The sequence below is a fragment of the Roseitalea porphyridii genome (assembly GCF_004331955.1).
GTDB classification, from domain to species: Bacteria; Pseudomonadota; Alphaproteobacteria; order Rhizobiales; family Rhizobiaceae; genus Roseitalea; species Roseitalea porphyridii.
The window spans coordinates 1,924,801-1,941,522 of the sequence record NZ_CP036532.1 but is presented as its reverse complement, the minus strand read 5'-3'; the positions used below and the strand labels follow the sequence as shown (position 1 = coordinate 1,941,522).

Sequence of the window (16,722 nt, the reverse complement as noted above, 5' to 3'; positions counted from 1 at the left end):
TCGCACGGGCCAACGGTGTCTTGACCTACCGCTCCACGGCTTCTTTCTCGGCCTCAAGGGCAAACTCCAAAACCCGATGCGCCAATCGGACATCATGAAGGCCGAGTGGCTCATTGTTCAAAAATGACCGGTAGGCAAACCGGAGCATGCGTCGCAAGGGACTGCTGAACCCGGCACTGACGCAGATCGGCATTCCTGCAACGGTGGCATGGCCTGGCTCCTCGGAGAAGTCGATACACGCTTCGCCGTCTTCGCCTTGGATGGACAGAATCCGCATTCGCGTCGAGCCATTGCGGGTCATGCGCGCCTCGGTCACTACTCCATTGGCCAGAAACTGCATTTCGATGTCGGCACCGGCGTTTCCGACGAACACCTGGTTCAAGTCCAACGCGCCGCCGAGTCCGGCTTGTGCGATGATGCTCCATATGTGCGGGAATACATCCAGTATCACACTCACCGATGGGTCATGTCGCTTGACGCGGCCACGACGAACTTCGCCCATAGCATCTGACCAAATAATATTGACGCGCCGCCGCCTTCCGATTCTCCCTGACGCTGCAAGGAACTGCTGCATGTAGGTAGCGTGCAGCAATGGCAGGCTGACGGCGCAGCGATTGGGCGACGCGCTTGCGGCGATCCTTTGGCTGTCAGCAAGAGTGAGTGCGAAGGGTTTTTCAATCAGGACGCACTTGCCAGCTTGCAACAATCGTATCGCTGTTTCGGCATGATCGCGTGCTCGGCGGGCGACAACAACCATGCCGACGCTTGACGTATGGCCGATATCATCGATCGTGTTACACGCTACCAGCCGCGATCGGTCCTCGCAGCCAAGCCGTTGGGCGAACTCATCCCATGCCTCGGGATTTGAACTTGAACAGACGTGAAGCTTCGCCTCGGCAGGCAGAACATCCAGCAGCGTCAGAGCATGTTCACCCGCCCATCTGCCACCGCCGACAACTGCGGCATCTATCCGAGATATCCGGTTCAAACGGACCCCACTCCCGTTTTCAGTCGGCCGAATTGCACTGCAGCAACCGCGAGGCGGCAGCGGCATTGAAGACCAGTACCGCACCAAAGCCGCGGTCGGCCGCCCGCTCGCAAAGCGTGATGTCGTCGGCAAACACGGAGCGCGATTGCGGACCATACGAGGAATAGCCATAATAGTGGCTGAGTTTACAGCCCCCGGACACGGGTGGTACACCGAGCAGCATTGGAAGGCCGACTGAGCCCGGCACGCTGATTGGTGGCACGATGCAGCTGGGGTGGGATGACCAGAACCATTCCGCGTCAGGCGGCAAGAAGACCAGCACGTCGTCGCCCGCGCTCAAGCCATTTCGCGACACTTCGGAAAGCATGCGCCCACCGCTTGACGTGGTGTAGGCGGTGGCCATTGCTCTGAGCGGCGCTCTGTCAAAAAAACCGGTCTCGGCGTGCCGCGTTGCCTCCTCCGGTGCGAGAGCCGCCAGATAGCTGTTGCGCGCAGCCACGAATTGTTGGCCGAAGCCCGGGGCGATGTCGACAACGAGCAATCCGGCAGCAAGAACGGTCGCTGCACCGACACCAAGACCAGCCCAACGCCATCGCGTCGCGGCCCGCAACGCGAACGCGCATACTACGCTGATTGCCACCCATGTGCCGACGTTCATGAAGTAGAAGAAGCCGTCTAGTTCGAGCAGCATGGCAGGCGTGACCGCGGCAATCATCATGATCGCCAGTGCCTCCAGCAAGTATCGAGCGTGTTGCGAGGCTGACATCCATTGCAGCGCGATCACGATCAGTGCCAGCCCGATCATGCCAAGATTGGTAATCCATACTCCGGTATATTGAAGGGAATGGAGCGGGTTGAACCGTGCAGTGGAAACATGGTCGGCGGGCAACGCGATGGCCACAGTCACTGCAGCAATCAGGATCGCCCAGACCGCGAAGACTGCAACGAGACGAACGTTGATCGGCCCCTTCCGCAACAACAGGTAGCCGAGGCCCGCAAACCAGACCAGACCAATCGAGATCTTGGCCGTCAGTGCCAGGATACCGATCAGCAGGCCTGCGGCAAGATGAGCATTGGAGGGAGGCGCGTCTTCATCGTCAGCAATGCTCTTAAGCGTCGAAAGACCCAAGAGTAGCAGCATCAGGCCGAAAATATGGCTCTCGGAAAGCAAATGTGACTCCCATCCCCATCGCTGCACAATAATTGCCATGGAAATAGGAAGAGCGATTACGATCCAGACAAGTGACTTGCGCCCCAAGGGTCCGGCGAGGACGATGACCGAAAGGCACAGGAAGAAATAAAGGAGCGGCACGGCAATGATTTGCATGCCCAAGAAGTAGCCGTATGTGATCGGCAACGCTGCGGACTTCGCCATCATCCCGAGAAAGATATGCGTCAGGATGTGATACCTAAGGCCTGATAGGCCATCTATACCCGTGCTGATCTCGCCGTAGAATGTGATCATCGCCGAAATGGCGGAGTGATAGGCGGTATCAGGATGCAGGGTACCGGAGAGCCAGGCTTCTGGTGTAAACAGAGTGGCATACCCTGATGAGTTCATGACAACAAAATGAAAGAGCACAAATACGAAGGCAGGCGCCAAAGATGCGCCAATGGACAGCAATCTGTTCAGCCGTGTCAGCGAAACGACGAGCCCGACGTTGATTGAAACGGCGATGGCGATGATCGGCACGACGAGTGCCGGCAACAATGCCGGCAGTGCGAAGGTGGCCAAGGTGCCAAGTGCCAACAGAGGTCCATAGAGGCCGTCGATGCGACCGGCAAACCTGGCGTGCATGCCGATAACCGCGGCCGGCGTGGCAGCGGCAAGGAAGAAATATAGGATCTGCCAGTGCTGAATTGAACCAATATTGGACCGGAAGTACCAAATCAGAAGCGAAGACAAAAACGAAGTCAGGATGAAAAAGAACGTCGAAAATTCCAGCATTTCACCGTGTGTTGAATATTTGTCTGTATTTTTCTCCCTAGACGTAAATTTGTTTCGTGAAAACAAGATCTGATACACTTCCTGCTATTAAAATACGTATCTATCTATTGATCAAACAATATTGAAGTGTCTGTATGACTGAGCCAATATCACTGTTTTTCGCGGGCTGATGATCTGTCAAACCCTTTTCCGTTCAGTCTTGAGTGCGCTGGTCAAGCAGGGCAGAGATCAGTGCAATTACCTCATCTTGCTCTGAATCGGTCATGTCACTACCAGACGGCAGGCAAAGGCCGTTGGTGAAGAGGCGCTCGTCGACTCCGGTTCCGTGATAGACCGCGCCCGCGTAGAGCGGCTGCATATGCATCGGTTTCCAAAGCGGCCGGGACTCGATCTGCCTTTCTAAAAGCATGAGACGGATGTCCTCCCGGCTCACGCCGGTGCGATCTGGATCGATCGTCAGCGCGGTGAGCCAGCGGGTCGACCGCAGCCCCTCGGGCTCGGGCATGAATGCGACGCCCGGGCGGGCGAGGGCGGCCTCGTAGCGTGCGAAGATTTCCCGACGGCGCGCAACGCGGGCGTCCAGAACGTTCATCTGGCCCAGCCCGATAGCCGCGCAGATGTTGGACAGGCGATAATTGTATCCGTAGGTGGAGTGCTCGTAATGCGGGGCAGGATCGCGGGCCTGCGTTGCCAGAAAGCCTGCCTGATCTGCCCAATTCCCGTGACGCGTCACCAGCATGCCGCCGCCGGAAGTTGTGATGATCTTGTTGCCGTTAAACGACAAGATCGCAGCGTCACCGCCGGTGCCCGCCTTTCGGCCGGCCTTGTAGGCGGCGCCGAAGCTCTCGGCGCTGTCAAGAATCAGGCGGACGTCATACTGAGCCGCAAGGATCTCAAGCGCATCGAGATCGACGGACTGGCCATACAAGTCGGTGGGCACAATGGCCTTGGGCAAGCGGTTCTCGGCCGCGGCCTTGGCCAACTCCTGGGAAAGGAGGGCAGTGTCGAGCGTCCAGCTGGCCGGGTCTAGATCGAAGAAGCGCGGCGTTGCGCCCATGTAACTCACCGGGAAGATGCCGCCGGCGAATGTCATCGAGGAGATCCAGACCTCGTCGCCTGGGCCGACACCCGCAATTCGCAAGGCGAGGTGCAGCGCTGCCGATCCAGAGGATAGCCCGACGCAATGCAGGTCTTGATCCCCAAGATAGTCCCGCACGCACGCTTCGAAGGCCTCCAACTGTGGGCCAAGCGGAGCGATATAATTCGATGCAAATGCTTCGGCCACTCGGGCTTCTTCATGGCCGGACATATGTGGGCGGGAGAGGTGAATGCGCATGATCAGACGTCGACGAGCGGTTTGGCGGGGTTTCCAACGACGGTCGAACGCGACGGCACGTCACGAGTCACGATCGCCCCCATGCCCACGATCGCTCCATTGCCGATGGTCACGCCCTGCCGGATGACCGCGCCCGAGCCAATATAGGCGTCGTCTCTGATCGTGACACTTCCATTGACTTTGGCTCCAGGCGCAAACGTCACGAAATCGCCAATGACGCAGTCGTGCTCGACATACGAATAAAGATTGGCGTGAAAACACCGACCGATCCGAATATTGGATGTCAGAGTTACAAATGGCGATAGGCATGCGCCCTCTCCGATAGAGACGTCGTCCATCTGGACGACAGAGGCCGCCCGTGCCTCAATCAACGGAATTCCGGCCGCCGCGCATCTCTCGGCGAGAAAACGACGGACATTCGGCTTGGCGACGGCGATACTGATGGCCCTCTCATCGTCATCACGTTCGAGAAAGTCAGTCCAGTCAACGATTTCATGGCCATTGACGTGCCCGGGCGCCTGTCCATCGTCGATGAAGACAAGTTCGTTTTGCGGGAATTGCGCGCGTAACAGAGGCATGATGCCGCGTCCGCACCCCGATGCCCCATAGACACCGATTAGTCTGCTCAAGATTTGCTCCCGGTGAACTTGGACATGGTCGCTTTGCCCGCCGCGGAAATGCCGCTGCGACCGAACACCTTCCAGATTGTGAGCCAGATTATTTTCAGATCCAATGCCAAGCTCCGATTGTCGACATACCAGACATCCAGTGCAAATTTCTCGTCCCAAGAGATCGCATTTCGCCCATTGACCTGCGCCCAACCGGTCACGCCGGGACGAACCTCCATCCGGCGCGCCTGGGTTGCGTTGTAGAGCGGCAGATACTCCATCAGCAGCGGGCGCGGCCCGACCAGGCTCATCTCACCTTTCAGGACGTTCCAAAGCTCGGGCAACTCGTCGAGCGATGATGACCGCAGGAAACTGCCAAGCCCGGTGAGCCTTTCCGCATCGGGCAGGGGGGTTCCGTTGGCATCAATCGCATCGCGCATCGTCCGGAACTTCACCATCTTGAAGGGCCTGGCGTGGAGCCCGGGCCGTGTTTGGCAGAAGAGAACGGGCGATCCCATCTTCCACCAGATGAGCAGAGCAACGATCGCAAGAACCGGGAACAAGAGAGCCAAGCCGAACAGAGCTCCGAGGATGTCCAGTGTCCGCTTCATCGTTTCATGCTCGCCCTGCGCCCGTGAGCCAGTCGACCCATTTGCTGGCAAGGAGGCTCCGCGAGAATTGATCCTCCGCAAGCTGGCGGGCGTTAGTTCCCATCCTTTTCAGGCCATGGCGGCCTTCCGCGGCGCCGATCAGCGCATCTGCAAAAGCTGCCGGATCATCGGGCGGCACTGCATATCCGCAATCATGCTCCGCAATCAGCCCCGCGAGCCAACCTGGATAGTTGTTCAGCACCGGCAACCCGGCCGATATGTAGTCGAAGAACTTGTTCGGCGATGTGCCGTAATAGAAGGCTGGCACATTCCGCAGGACCTGGAGCCCGATATCGGCGCCAGCCATCAGCCCTGCTAGCCTGGTCTTTGGGACGGGGTCGAGGAACAACACGATGTCGAGGTTCTCGGCGCGCGAGCGGGCCTGCAGGTCTGGCTTGTCACGGCCTTGGCCGACCAAGACGATCCGGATGTCGTCTCGGCTCCGCTCTTTGAGCACCGCGGCGGCATTCAAGACCGAATCGAGCCCATTTGCGTTGCCATGCGTGCCAGCAAAGATGGCAAGTAACTGGTCATCTTGCACGCCCTCGGGACGCCACACCTCAAGAGGGCTTGCAAAGAGACCAAGATCACACCCATTCGGGATCATCGCTATACGCGACTTGTCGACGCCGCGTGCAGCGATCCCTTCAACGATCCCGGGCGACAAGCCGACCAGTCGATTGGCCGAGTGATAGGACGCCCACTCCAGCATCGACATTAGTCCAAGAAGGATCGGGTTGGTGATGACGCCCATTGCTTTAGGAAGTTCGGGCCATAGATCACGCACCTCAAAAACAAAGGGCTTGCTTCGGAGCCAGCGCGCAAAAATACCCGGTATGCCAGCCGTCAACGGCGTCGAAGTGGCAAAGACGACATCAGCAGGCTCACGCAGGGCGACCCCTATTGAGCCGAATGCGAACTTCGCAAACACCCCGACGCGCTGCACAAACGTCATGTGGTTTCCGTAGTCGAGATCAAACTCGATCACGTCAATACCATCAACCACCCCGCGCCGACGCCCCTTTGCGAACGGCGTGTTCAGCCCGGTCTCACCCTGCGCATAGCGACCGCAAACCATCGTGACGCTGTGTCCCGCTCGGATGAGTGCCTGGGCCATCTCGTAAGACCGCGTTCCTGCAGACCCCTGCGGGGTCGAGAAGTGCTGATGAAAGTAGAGGACGTGCATAATCAGAAGGTGATCTCGGTGACGATAGTCGCCGCCCGGTTCACCTTGACAGAGATGAATGGGATCTCCGCTCTGTGATGATAGTGGCGGGATTCCATAGTAGCTCCAATTGTCGGAGGCATCGGCACACCGTCGACCTCAATTGAGATCGAGCACGTTCCACTGCGAATAATGGTGTCGTCGAGTTGCCATTGGCCAGGCGCCAAGCGCCACCGTAGACAGGCCTCGCGGAAGTTTCCAGATATGACGTCTCGGCAAAGCATTCCATCGGCGGTCAGCGTGATGGTGCGGTGATGCCGTGCCCCCTTGGCGTCAGTGTAGGCCGCCGCCGCGGTTACCGCGTCGCCGTCGTCGCGAACGGCCTCGACGGATTGGGCGCTGAGCCAGTCACCAAACAGAAATCTCCCAAGGCGGATCATCTGGTCGCGCCCGTCAAACTCGATCGTGTTGTGAGCCGCCGTGCCAGAAAACCACTCGGAGTCTTCGGCATTGTAACTGAAAGTTCCCGCATCGCGCAGAAGATTGATCCCATCACGCCAGAGATCGACATGCAGGCCATCGGCTTGGCTGGGGCGGAAGCGGAACCGCGGATAGCGCAGTACTGCCATTGCCGATCCGATCCGGAGAACATGATAGCCTCCATGGTTGAAGCTTTGACTATGCGGTGAAGCGATGGACTTTCCATCGGCGACCTCGAGCCAACGAAGCGGCTTCATCCACGGTCCCGGACCAAAAGCATCGGCCCCGCGAAACAGGGCCGCCGCAAGTTGGACCGAAGGGCGGAAGTCGCGATAGTCGGCGCCAGTCAGTTGCAGCAGGTGCGCCCCGTCGTTGGCCCCGATATTGGGAGCATCGCCGGATTTAGAATCGATGAGGCTCCAGAGCCAGTCCGTTGCGGCAGCCAGGCGATTACGCAAACGGGTGGAAAATTCGGGCAAGCCACGATGCCGCCGCCAGGCTTCGGAAAGTGCGTATGTGTCCAGCATGAGCCGGTGATAGGTCACCGAATACTGGCTAAAGCTACCATCGGGCTCAATCAGGGTTGCAGCGCGCTCTTCCAGACGACGCCGGCCCGTACGCGCCCAGGTCTCGGCGCGAGGGTCACTTCCGGAGAGGAAGCTTCCGCCAATGAACAACGCTGCAGCTTCAGAAGTGCCATGATTGTTCTGCTGGCCTATTGCGTACGAGATGGTCGATGCGATCCGTTGCAGATGGGCGGCCGTGAGATCGACAAGGCCTGGTTCCGGGGCGCGATCCTGACCGAGTGCCCAAGCGGACGCAACGAGATGCAGCACGCGGATCGATGCCTCTTGCCCGCATTTCCAGTTCGGGCCCTTGTAGGGCGGGTTTTCTCGGGCCCAATCAGCCAGCCAATGGTTCATCCGCTTCAGTGCAGCAGTGTCCCCGTCGGCTGCTTTGGTGGACCACGCCAAGACCCAGTTGAAACGCGAGAGTTCCCAAAGCCCCTTGATGTCGCCGGCGCCAAAATCGGAAATACGCCACCAATCGCGTGAGGCGTCTGGCTGGCGCGTTTCCGAGAACGGGTTGCCGAACCAGTTGGGCGTATCAGATGGCAGCGGCCTTTGGTACCAGCCGAACCAATGCAGGGCATCGTCCCATGCCTTGTTAGGTGAGGGCACGTCTCCCCGCCGTTCCGAAGCGCGAAAGAAAGGCCGAGCAGGTACCGCTGCGGAGAGCCGAAGAGCCGGATGCCAACCGGTCATCAATCCCAACCGATAAGCAGCCACCCGCGCGATGCTTGCCGGTCCGATGCGGGCATAGGTCCGCAGTCGTTTCAGGCGTCTCATCCTTGTGAACGCAGGATCCGGGCCGCGTCGATGGTGACTTTGGCGACTTCGAACAACTCCTCGGCAGGGATCGGCGCCGCACCGCCCGCCTCGACTGCCTTGACGAAGGCAGCAGCGCATTCCCTCTGTCCTTTATCCTGCCGCCAGAGGTTCTGTTTCCGAAAACCTGGCCAGTTGTATCCCCTTAGCTTGAGAAAGTTATCCAACTGAAGGGTACGCCCAGAGACGAACACCTCGACACGTTCCTTGGGAAAGGACGCACCGCCGTTCGCGAGGTAGTGGATCGTGCCGAACGACCCGTCATCAAAACCAAGCGTAATTGCGGCCTTGTCCTCGGTCACGGCCTCGGCGTCGGTGTCGCCCATGCGCTGCGCCTGGACCGATGTGATCGGCGTGCCCGCGAGAAAGCGCATCAGGTCGATGTAGTGACATGCTTCGCCGATAATTCGTCCTCCTCCGACCGCCGGATCCTGTGTCCAGTGGTCGGCTGGAATAGCCCCAGCGTTCATCACCATGACGAAGCTCTTCGGCGCTCTCACTTTGTCGAGCAGGCCTTTCATGGTCTGCACCTGCGGCGCGAACCTGCGGTTGAAGCCGACCATCAGGTGCTTCCTGCTTTCGGCGTAAGCAGCCTTGACGTCGTCAAGCTCCTCGTAAGTCAGGGCCAAGGGTTTCTCGATGAAGACATTCTTGCCTGCGCGCAGGGCCTGCTGCGTCAGACGGGCATGACTGTTGTGTCTGGTCACGATTGCGACGGCGCTGATGTCCGGGTCCGCGATCAGCGCCTCGGTGTCTGATGTCGCATTGGCAAAGCTCGTCCTGCGACCATGCACTACGGCATTCGTTCCTCCGGTCGAGGCGATGGTGTGCAGGAAAGCCCCGGAGGCCTTGAAAGCCGGGATCAGTACGCGCGAGGCATAGTTCCCGGCCCCGATGAAGCCAACGACCGCCTTTGCCGAACTGGAAACAGGCGTTTCCGTCAAGGATACGCTGCGCAAATGGCGCGGTTCTGAGGCATGGCCATAGGTCAGCAGGATCCCCAGGGCCGTCTTGTCGGTCGACAGGAGTTGGTAGGCGCGTGGCGCTTCATCGAACGGCACCCGGTGGCTGATCAGCGGTGCGACGTTCAACGCACCCGAAGCGAGCAGGTCGAGGACGGCCTCGAAATTGCGCTTCTGGGTCCAACGAACGAAGCCAACCGGGTAATCGTGACCGTGTTCCTCATACTGTGGGTCATAACGGCCCGGACCATAGGAGCAGGAAACCTGAAAGCTCAGTTCCTTCTCGTAGAAATCTGCGCGATTGAGGTTCGTCCCGGCCACACCCACCAGGATGATGCGCCCTCGCTTGCGGCACATCCGTGCGGCCTGAGCGATCGGATCGTTGGATTTGGTTGAAGCCGTGATGATGACACCATCCACTCCCTGGCCGCGGCTGAACGCAAAACCCGCTTCAACAGGGTCTTCACCTGCGGCTGGGTTGCACACCTCCGCTCCGAAAGTGCGCGCCAGTTCCAGCTTCTCCGGATCGAAATCGATGGCCAGCACCCGGCATCCTTGCGACCGCAGCATCTGCACGGTCAGCAGGCCGATCAATCCTGCGCCGGTAACCACAAATGCCTCGCCCAGGGTCGGTTGGGCCAGACGTATGCCCTGCAATCCGATGCTGGCGACCACGGTGAAAGTGGCTGACTCGTCGGTCACATTGTCAGGAATACGGGCACAGAGGTTCTTCGGCACGCAGACAACATCTGCATGCGGCCCATTCGAAACCACCCGGTCGCCCTTTCGAAACCGATCGGCCCCTGACTCGCGGACAACGCCCACATTGCAGTAGCCCAGCGGGATCGGCTGCCCAAGTTTCGAGCGCACGGCGTCGACGGTACTCATCAGCCCGTCGGTGGCCACCTTGTCGAGGACCTGCCGCACCTTATCGGGCTGACCACGAGCCTTTGCGATCAGACCCGATCTGCCGAAGTCCACGAGCATGCGCTCAGTGCCCGTGGAAATGAGTGATGCGGTCGTGTCGATCAACAGACTTCCCTGCCGCGCCTGCGGAGCCGGCGCTTCCACGAGTTGGGATTCGCCAGTGGAGAGGTTCTGGAGGATCTGTTTCATCGTCTCTTTACGATAAGCGACTGGGAGGTGCGTCAGGGGCGGGCATAGCTGATCAGCACTGCACGATACTTGCCTTTGAATACAAACAAGCTGCCGGCGCCGGCGCCGACCGGTCCCAATTCGTTGGTCAAGGCACGGAGATCGTCAATCGAACCGGCGCCGCCGACCACGGTCATCGGCGTGGTGATAGATCCCCGCAGCTTGCGCGCGAGATCCAAGCCATAGCCCTGCATCATGCCGTCACGATCGATTGAGTTCAGCACTATTTCGCCGGCACCCAGTTCGGTGCATTTCATGGCGAAGTCGATGGGGTCGACCTTGTGCGCTTGCTTGGCGTTGCGGGAATAGACCTTGTGCTTACCGCTCAAGAGACCTTCTTTCTTGACATCGATCGTCACCACGACACTTTGCCGTCCAATGCGGTCGGCCATTTCTCGTACCAGCGCTGGCCGCTCCAGCGCCGCGTGGCTGACGGAGACCTTTTCGTACCCAAGCGCGATGATTCTGGCGGCCATTTCCGCGTCCTGTACACCGCCGCCGTAGCACAGCGGCATTCGGCTTTCTGCGGCGATGTCCTTGAGCAGGGTGAGGTCTGGACCGCGGCCGGAGGCAGTGGCGTCGATGTCCAGGAGAGTGAGCTCGTCGACTTCCTTCTCGTTGAAGATCTTCACGGCGTTGATCGGATCGCCCACGTACTTTGCATTGCCGAACTTCTGAGTCTTCACCAGACCCTTTCCACGGAGCAGAAGATAGGGAGCGACGCGCGACCTGAGCATCAGGCGACGCCCACGAAGTTCTTGATCAGCCGAATGCCGTTTGCATGGCTCTTTTCGGGGTGGAACTGTGCCCCGATCACGTGCCCCCGGCGCACAATGCAGGGCAGCTCAGTACCGTAGGTCACTGTCGCCACGACATCTTCAGGATTGTGTGGCTCGAAGAAGTAGGAGTGGAGGAAATAGAACCCGCGCTCCAGATCGACTCCCATCAGCAAGGGATCGCCCGGGTCGCCTGCGATGTCGTTCCAGCCCATATGAGGCAGATGCGGTGGCTGCTTGAGAGCTTGGATGTCGATGCGGGTCACATGGCCCGGAATCCAGCCGAGCCCCTGATGCCTGCCCTCGTCGCTGCTATCAGCGAGTAGATGCATGCCGACACAGATGCCCATGATCGGTTTCCGCTGCTCCATAACCGCCGTTTCCAGCGCGGGCAGAATGCCCGAGACGCGCAGCGTCTCTACGGTAGGATCGAAGGCTCCGACGCCAGGCAGAAGGAAATGCGTTGCTGCGTCGAAGCGGGCGGGATCATGGGTGATGATATGCGGAATGCGCTCGCGCTCGCAGATGTTGGCGATCGCCGCGATGTTTCCTGAGCCATAGTCGATGATGCATAACATGGCGGTCACCGCTTGATAGAGCGTTCGATGCCGACCGCGCGGAGAACCTTGGCGCCCATCCTGAACAGCGCCTCCTGGTTACGGTAGTCCTTATAGCTCTTCAGCGGCATTGTATGGTAGCGACGCAGTTCCTCCACACTGATGCCCAGCTTCTTGGCGATATAGGCGAATTCATCATCGATCGTACTGGGGTCGTAGGCTGGTACTTTGAGTTTTTCCAGCGCTTCATTCCGCGTCATCTGGCCCGTCAGAATTAATGATGAGAACTGCACCTTTCGCGTATCGTATCCAAACCTGGTCGGCAGCCAGTAACCTTCGAAGAACTTTGTGAAACGACTTTCGAAGTGCTTTTGCGGGTACGCCCGCCAACCGTATTCATTGCGCAGCGTATTGATCGCGAGGTCCTTCGAGTACGGCATGTAATTTAACGGTCGGACAACTTGGACTCCGCGAAGGTAGCGCAAGTAGAATTTGTGGAACAGCACCGAGCTGAAAGGGTAGTGGGTCAGCGGCCGCGTGCAGAACCGCTTGCGGATGTCGTTGATCAGCCACATGTCTGTACCGTAGTACAGCCATTCCAACGGGTTGCGAACGCCTTCCGTGGCGATGTTGCCGCCGTTCATGATATATTTGACGTTGTATCGGTTCGCAAACTTGTAGAGCGTAGCAATGAAGGCATGATCCTGCGGAATGTCGATCTGCGAAATTCCAGACTTGAAGAACGCAAGCTGGAAGTCGCGCATATCCTCCCAATCGATAACCTCTGTGAAGAGATCCAGCCCCAGCTTTTCGACGAGCATTTGGATGTTGTTGACTGCGAGATCGCTGTTCCAGCCACCATCCACGTGAAACACCAGCGGTCGAAGGCCGAAATCCTTGACCAGGCAATGCAACATGAACGAGCTGTCCAAGCCTCCGCTGAGGCCGAGCAGGCAGTCGAAGTCGTGTCCTTTGCCGGCTTTGCGCACCTGGTCGATGATCGCCGAGAGCTCTGCGCGCCCGCGTTCATCGGTATGCCAGTTCGGCGAGACGTTCTCCTGAAAATCGCGGCAATGATCACAAACGCCGCATTCATCGAAAGTGATTGCCGAATCGGTCGTGTCCATCACGCAATTGGTGCACACTATCATTTCGGGCATTGCTACACGGCCTTTTGCTTGGTCCACGATTGGTTCGGTTGAAAGAGGCATCCAATGCCCTGCGATGGCTCGCACTAACTCAATGCCGCGGTGGCGGCAATCGCCGTACCTCGCCTGATCTTGAGAGGTCGCAACTTCACTTCAGGAGACGGCGATGCCTGCACGTGGCGCTTCTCGGACCGCTCGACTCGCCCGACTGCGGGGGGAGCCGCAAGCGATGAAGAGGAACACGAAAACGAAGAAGTCCATTGCCGTCGGGAAAATGACCGGTTCGCTTACCGATCGGAACAGGATGATCGATATCAGCGCACCCGTGATGAAGAGACTTACCCACGTGCGGGTCGCCAGGACTGCACCTGCTAGCGAACCCAGGACCGCCAGCAGATAGAGAATGCCAAAGAGGTGATGGGCCCGGATCAGTGATGAGTGAGGATTGCCGTTATACTTGGCCTCGATGCTTGTTCCTTCAAAGTCAGTACCGGTGAAGAAGGTAACAGGGTCAATTTTGGCCAGATAATCGCGATACATCTCGGCTCTCGCCGGGTCCAGAAGACCTTGCGATAGCTTCGTGGAGTTCACGAGGTAATTACTCACCACGTCAATTGTTCGCGGCACAAAGAAGGCAAGTACTATCAAGGCCACAAGGATCACAGCAAGGCGCCCTGCTGCTGTCCGAATCGAAAGAAAATATAAGGGCAGCATGAGGAAACAGATCATTGCCGCTGAAAGGATGGATCCTCTGCCAAAGCCCTCCAAAGCAATGTAAAGTGTTGCCAGAGACGTTATTATGGCCGCCTTTCGCCGGACATGAAAACTTATACCGACATATGCAGCCTGAAGTATAACGAGAACGGACGTGATACCATTACTGCTCGATCCCTCGATCATGTAATCGAGTGGAAACACGGTGTGCGTTGTCGTTAACAAGAACCAGATCGTGTAAGACTGCAGGGCCACAAGCGCAAGACGAAGGCTACGATACGTCTCAAGCGGGAATCGGGAAAATATGTATGCGGCCAGGATCGAAGTCACACCGATCGTGTAGTGATAGGAGGAGACCAGAGTCTGATTGAGGGCAAACGGAAGAGCGAGCGTCAACGCCGCGATGATCGTGATGAGTACTAGCCTCGAAGCAGTCAATTCTCGCCGCAATATGTGGTGATGACCATGAACCACAACCAGGGCCATCAAGCCTGCCCCCCCTGCCAGCAGAATCGGGTCGTAGATGAGAAACGCGTAGATCTGAAAGATCATGAACGCGGTGAATACGGCAGTCATGCTGGCAATATGCGTCCGACCAACCATGACTCTCCTTAATGAATCACAGAAGCCCGGCTTCTGTGGTCTGCTGGCTGCGCCCCGCCAGATATGGCTGGGGAGGCGTCATGATGCACGTTCTGAACGAACTGTCTCCAACAGGACTTCGACAGGATCTGAGACTGCAGATTCAGGCGTGGTACTGCTGCTTCGCAATGCCGAAACGAGTGCTTCGCGATTCTCCTCTATCAATACATCGACGGCCCTATCCAGATCGACTGCAATTCGGGGGTAGCTGATCAGAGGCTCGTAATAGGGCGCATCCATTTTGAACTTCTCCGACGAAACGGTCAGAATCGGCTTCGACAATATGATTGCGTTGTAAAGCAAGCTTGAACTGGTGCCGCACACAAGGCTCGCATTAATGAACCCGGAGAGGTCGCGCGATATGTCGCACTCAATACCGTGCTGTGCACACGCCGCGTCAACGAACCAACTTGGTTCTCCAGGGTGGGGCCGGTAGATCAGGCGCTCACAACCGGCTGACTGGACCAACGATCGAAGCGTCATCAACAGATCCGCCAGGGCCCTCGCGCCGCTTGCCGAAAAGTCCTCGGGGTAGGGGCTCGAGACGTAGTACGCCACCTTTGGTGGCACCGGCGCGGACGCACCGGACTTCCGTGCCACACTGAGCGCCCGACGCAGTTTGCCGCTGTCCAGCGTCCCCGATACCTTGAACTCGGTTCCGTCCACAATGGCTCCAAGATTTTGCGAATAGTACTTTGCAAGTTGGGCGTCATATACGATCCCGATATCGAGTAAGCGAGCGTAATATCGTTGAGCCTGCGGCGAGGGCGCCCACTGCCAGTTGGAGTAGTTGGAGAGAAGATCCAGAAAACACGAGAAGGCCGCCAGGAACGATCCTCGTTGATCTCGCTCGCGCTGGAAATGCGCGCTCCAGAAGAATCGGCCGTAATAGACGGCCCGGGGAAGCTTCTCCAACAGGCGCTTGACGCGGTCGAACACGGATTTGGGTGACCCGATCACCTTGCTTCGATCAAGAAGAAAAATCCCATGCGGAATGAACGCTCTCATCACGCCCCTGTCGGCTGCAAACAGGAGTGCAGACCGACATTCAAGATAGTGCATCGACGTAACGAGCACGACGTCCGGCTTTTCCGTGTCGAACAGCGTCGCGAACCGGTGATCGTAATCGCCGAAGTCCTTTACCCAGTCAGGCGGCGAAAGGCGCTCCTTGAAGTCCTTGTATTCCCGGGCCGGTGTTCCAAGCTGCCGCTCGGAATTGTGAACGAAGGTCAGCGAAACCCCTTCGGTATCGGCTAGGTGGCGAACGTACAGAAACCCCGGCAGCCAGCAATCGAAGACGAGGATCCGGATCGGATTTGCGGCGCCGCTTCTGTCCGGCGATCTCGTCATGTGATCAACGTGCATTCGGCCTCTGCAAGACCAGCACGATCTCGTTTCCACCACCAAGTGATGCCTGAACAAGCCGCAGCGGCGCGGTGACTGCCGAAATAAGGGAAATCGCGCGGTCGGCACCGCCGGATGCCGCCATACGCGAGTACTTTCCTGCCGAAGCAACCTCGTCCTCATTGCGGAACCGCCGCAATACCTTGCTAAGGATACGCAGCCAGTCCGACGTGTATTCTGACGTCGAGGAGGCGTGAACCTGCCAACCGGCAGCCTCCGCCATCATGACTAAAGACCTTGGTGAGAATACGTGCAGATGTCCAACGTCGAAATTTGCTGACAGCTTTGAAAACAAGCGTTGTTCCCATGATCGCGCATTCGGTGTCGCGATGATAAAGAAACCGCCAGGCTTCACGATCGAAAATGCTTTCGTGAGTTGTGATTGCGGCTCGGGGACATGTTCGATCGTGTGAAATGAGAGCACCAAGTCGAATGCATCGACGGAGGGAAGCATCTCAAAATCATTGTTTACGACAGGGATACCTCTGGCCTTAAGTCTTTTTGTCAGCTCCTTGGATATCTCACATCCCAGATAGTCACAGTTGTTTCGCAAGAGCCAATCAGCGACCTGCCCACCGCCTGGCCCGATTTCGAGGACCGAGCTGCCGGGCTTGATATATCGCTGCAGCACCCGAGCACGGTGTGCTAACCGCTCACGCATTATCGCTGAGGGTTCAGCGAACGGATCTTCGATGGTCTCCTCGTAGTACGCATTCTGACTGGATGCGAAATCCTCCTGCGCGCTTGCCGACTCCACATGCTTTATGCACACCCCGCATTTGCCGCAAACGTCGTATCTGA

Annotated in this window: 14 protein-coding genes; all 14 read right to left on the bottom strand. The window is 58.1% G+C overall.

Annotation, left to right across the window (positions count from 1 at the left end; all coding sequences use genetic code 11):
- Positions 1-25: 25 nt before the first annotated feature.
- On the bottom strand, positions 26-988 hold the full coding sequence (locus E0E05_RS09500) for a Gfo/Idh/MocA family protein (RefSeq protein ID WP_158629329.1): 963 nt from the start codon (positions 986-988) through the stop codon (positions 26-28).
- 19 nt (positions 989-1,007) lie between these two features.
- Positions 1,008-2,936, bottom strand: a complete 1,929-nt coding sequence (locus E0E05_RS17350; protein WP_158629328.1) for a hypothetical protein — start codon at positions 2,934-2,936, stop codon at positions 1,008-1,010.
- Positions 2,937-3,129: 193 nt separating this feature from the next.
- On the bottom strand, positions 3,130-4,221 hold the full coding sequence (locus E0E05_RS09495; RefSeq protein ID WP_280176631.1) for a DegT/DnrJ/EryC1/StrS family aminotransferase: 1,092 nt from the start codon (positions 4,219-4,221) through the stop codon (positions 3,130-3,132).
- A gap of 53 nt (positions 4,222-4,274) precedes the next feature.
- Positions 4,275-4,901 carry an acetyltransferase gene (locus E0E05_RS09490; protein WP_131616491.1) on the bottom strand — a complete coding sequence of 209 codons (627 nt, stop codon included), beginning with the start codon at positions 4,899-4,901 and terminating at the stop codon, positions 4,275-4,277.
- Positions 4,898-5,491 (bottom strand): sugar transferase, encoded by a 594-nt coding sequence (locus tag E0E05_RS09485; protein ID WP_131616490.1) that lies wholly within the window; start codon positions 5,489-5,491, stop codon positions 4,898-4,900. The genes E0E05_RS09490 and E0E05_RS09485 overlap by 4 nt, the downstream gene beginning before the upstream one ends.
- Before the next feature lie 4 nt (positions 5,492-5,495).
- Positions 5,496-6,647, bottom strand: a complete 1,152-nt coding sequence (locus E0E05_RS09480) for a glycosyltransferase family 4 protein (RefSeq protein WP_210215691.1) — start codon at positions 6,645-6,647, stop codon at positions 5,496-5,498.
- A gap of 71 nt (positions 6,648-6,718) precedes the next feature.
- Complete coding sequence (locus E0E05_RS09475; RefSeq protein ID WP_131616488.1) at positions 6,719-8,524, bottom strand: heparinase II/III family protein; 1,806 nt, start codon at positions 8,522-8,524, stop codon at positions 6,719-6,721.
- On the bottom strand, positions 8,521-10,641 hold the full coding sequence (locus E0E05_RS09470; protein WP_131616487.1) for a bi-domain-containing oxidoreductase: 2,121 nt from the start codon (positions 10,639-10,641) through the stop codon (positions 8,521-8,523). The genes E0E05_RS09475 and E0E05_RS09470 overlap by 4 nt, the downstream gene beginning before the upstream one ends.
- A 32-nt stretch (positions 10,642-10,673) precedes the next feature.
- Positions 10,674-11,366, bottom strand: coding sequence for an AglZ/HisF2 family acetamidino modification protein (locus E0E05_RS09465; protein ID WP_244597654.1), 693 nt, complete (start codon positions 11,364-11,366; stop codon positions 10,674-10,676).
- Positions 11,367-11,416: 50 nt separating this feature from the next.
- Positions 11,417-12,034 carry an imidazole glycerol phosphate synthase subunit HisH gene (gene hisH, locus E0E05_RS09460; protein ID WP_131616485.1) on the bottom strand — a complete coding sequence of 206 codons (618 nt, stop codon included), beginning with the start codon at positions 12,032-12,034 and terminating at the stop codon, positions 11,417-11,419.
- A gap of 5 nt (positions 12,035-12,039) precedes the next feature.
- Positions 12,040-13,140, bottom strand: coding sequence for an N-acetyl sugar amidotransferase (locus E0E05_RS09455; protein WP_244597652.1), 1,101 nt, complete (start codon positions 13,138-13,140; stop codon positions 12,040-12,042).
- Between the two features lie 174 nt (positions 13,141-13,314).
- Positions 13,315-14,451 carry a hypothetical protein gene (locus E0E05_RS09450; RefSeq protein ID WP_131616484.1) on the bottom strand — a complete coding sequence of 379 codons (1,137 nt, stop codon included), beginning with the start codon at positions 14,449-14,451 and terminating at the stop codon, positions 13,315-13,317.
- A gap of 105 nt (positions 14,452-14,556) precedes the next feature.
- Positions 14,557-15,882: a hypothetical protein gene (locus tag E0E05_RS09445; RefSeq protein WP_131616483.1), complete on the bottom strand. Its 1,326-nt coding sequence runs from the start codon at positions 15,880-15,882 to the stop codon at positions 14,557-14,559.
- Complete coding sequence (locus E0E05_RS09440; RefSeq protein ID WP_158629327.1) at positions 15,872-16,678, bottom strand: class I SAM-dependent methyltransferase; 807 nt, start codon at positions 16,676-16,678, stop codon at positions 15,872-15,874. Before E0E05_RS09440 ends, E0E05_RS09445 begins: the two co-directional genes overlap by 11 nt.
- Positions 16,679-16,722: the final 44 nt, after the last annotated feature.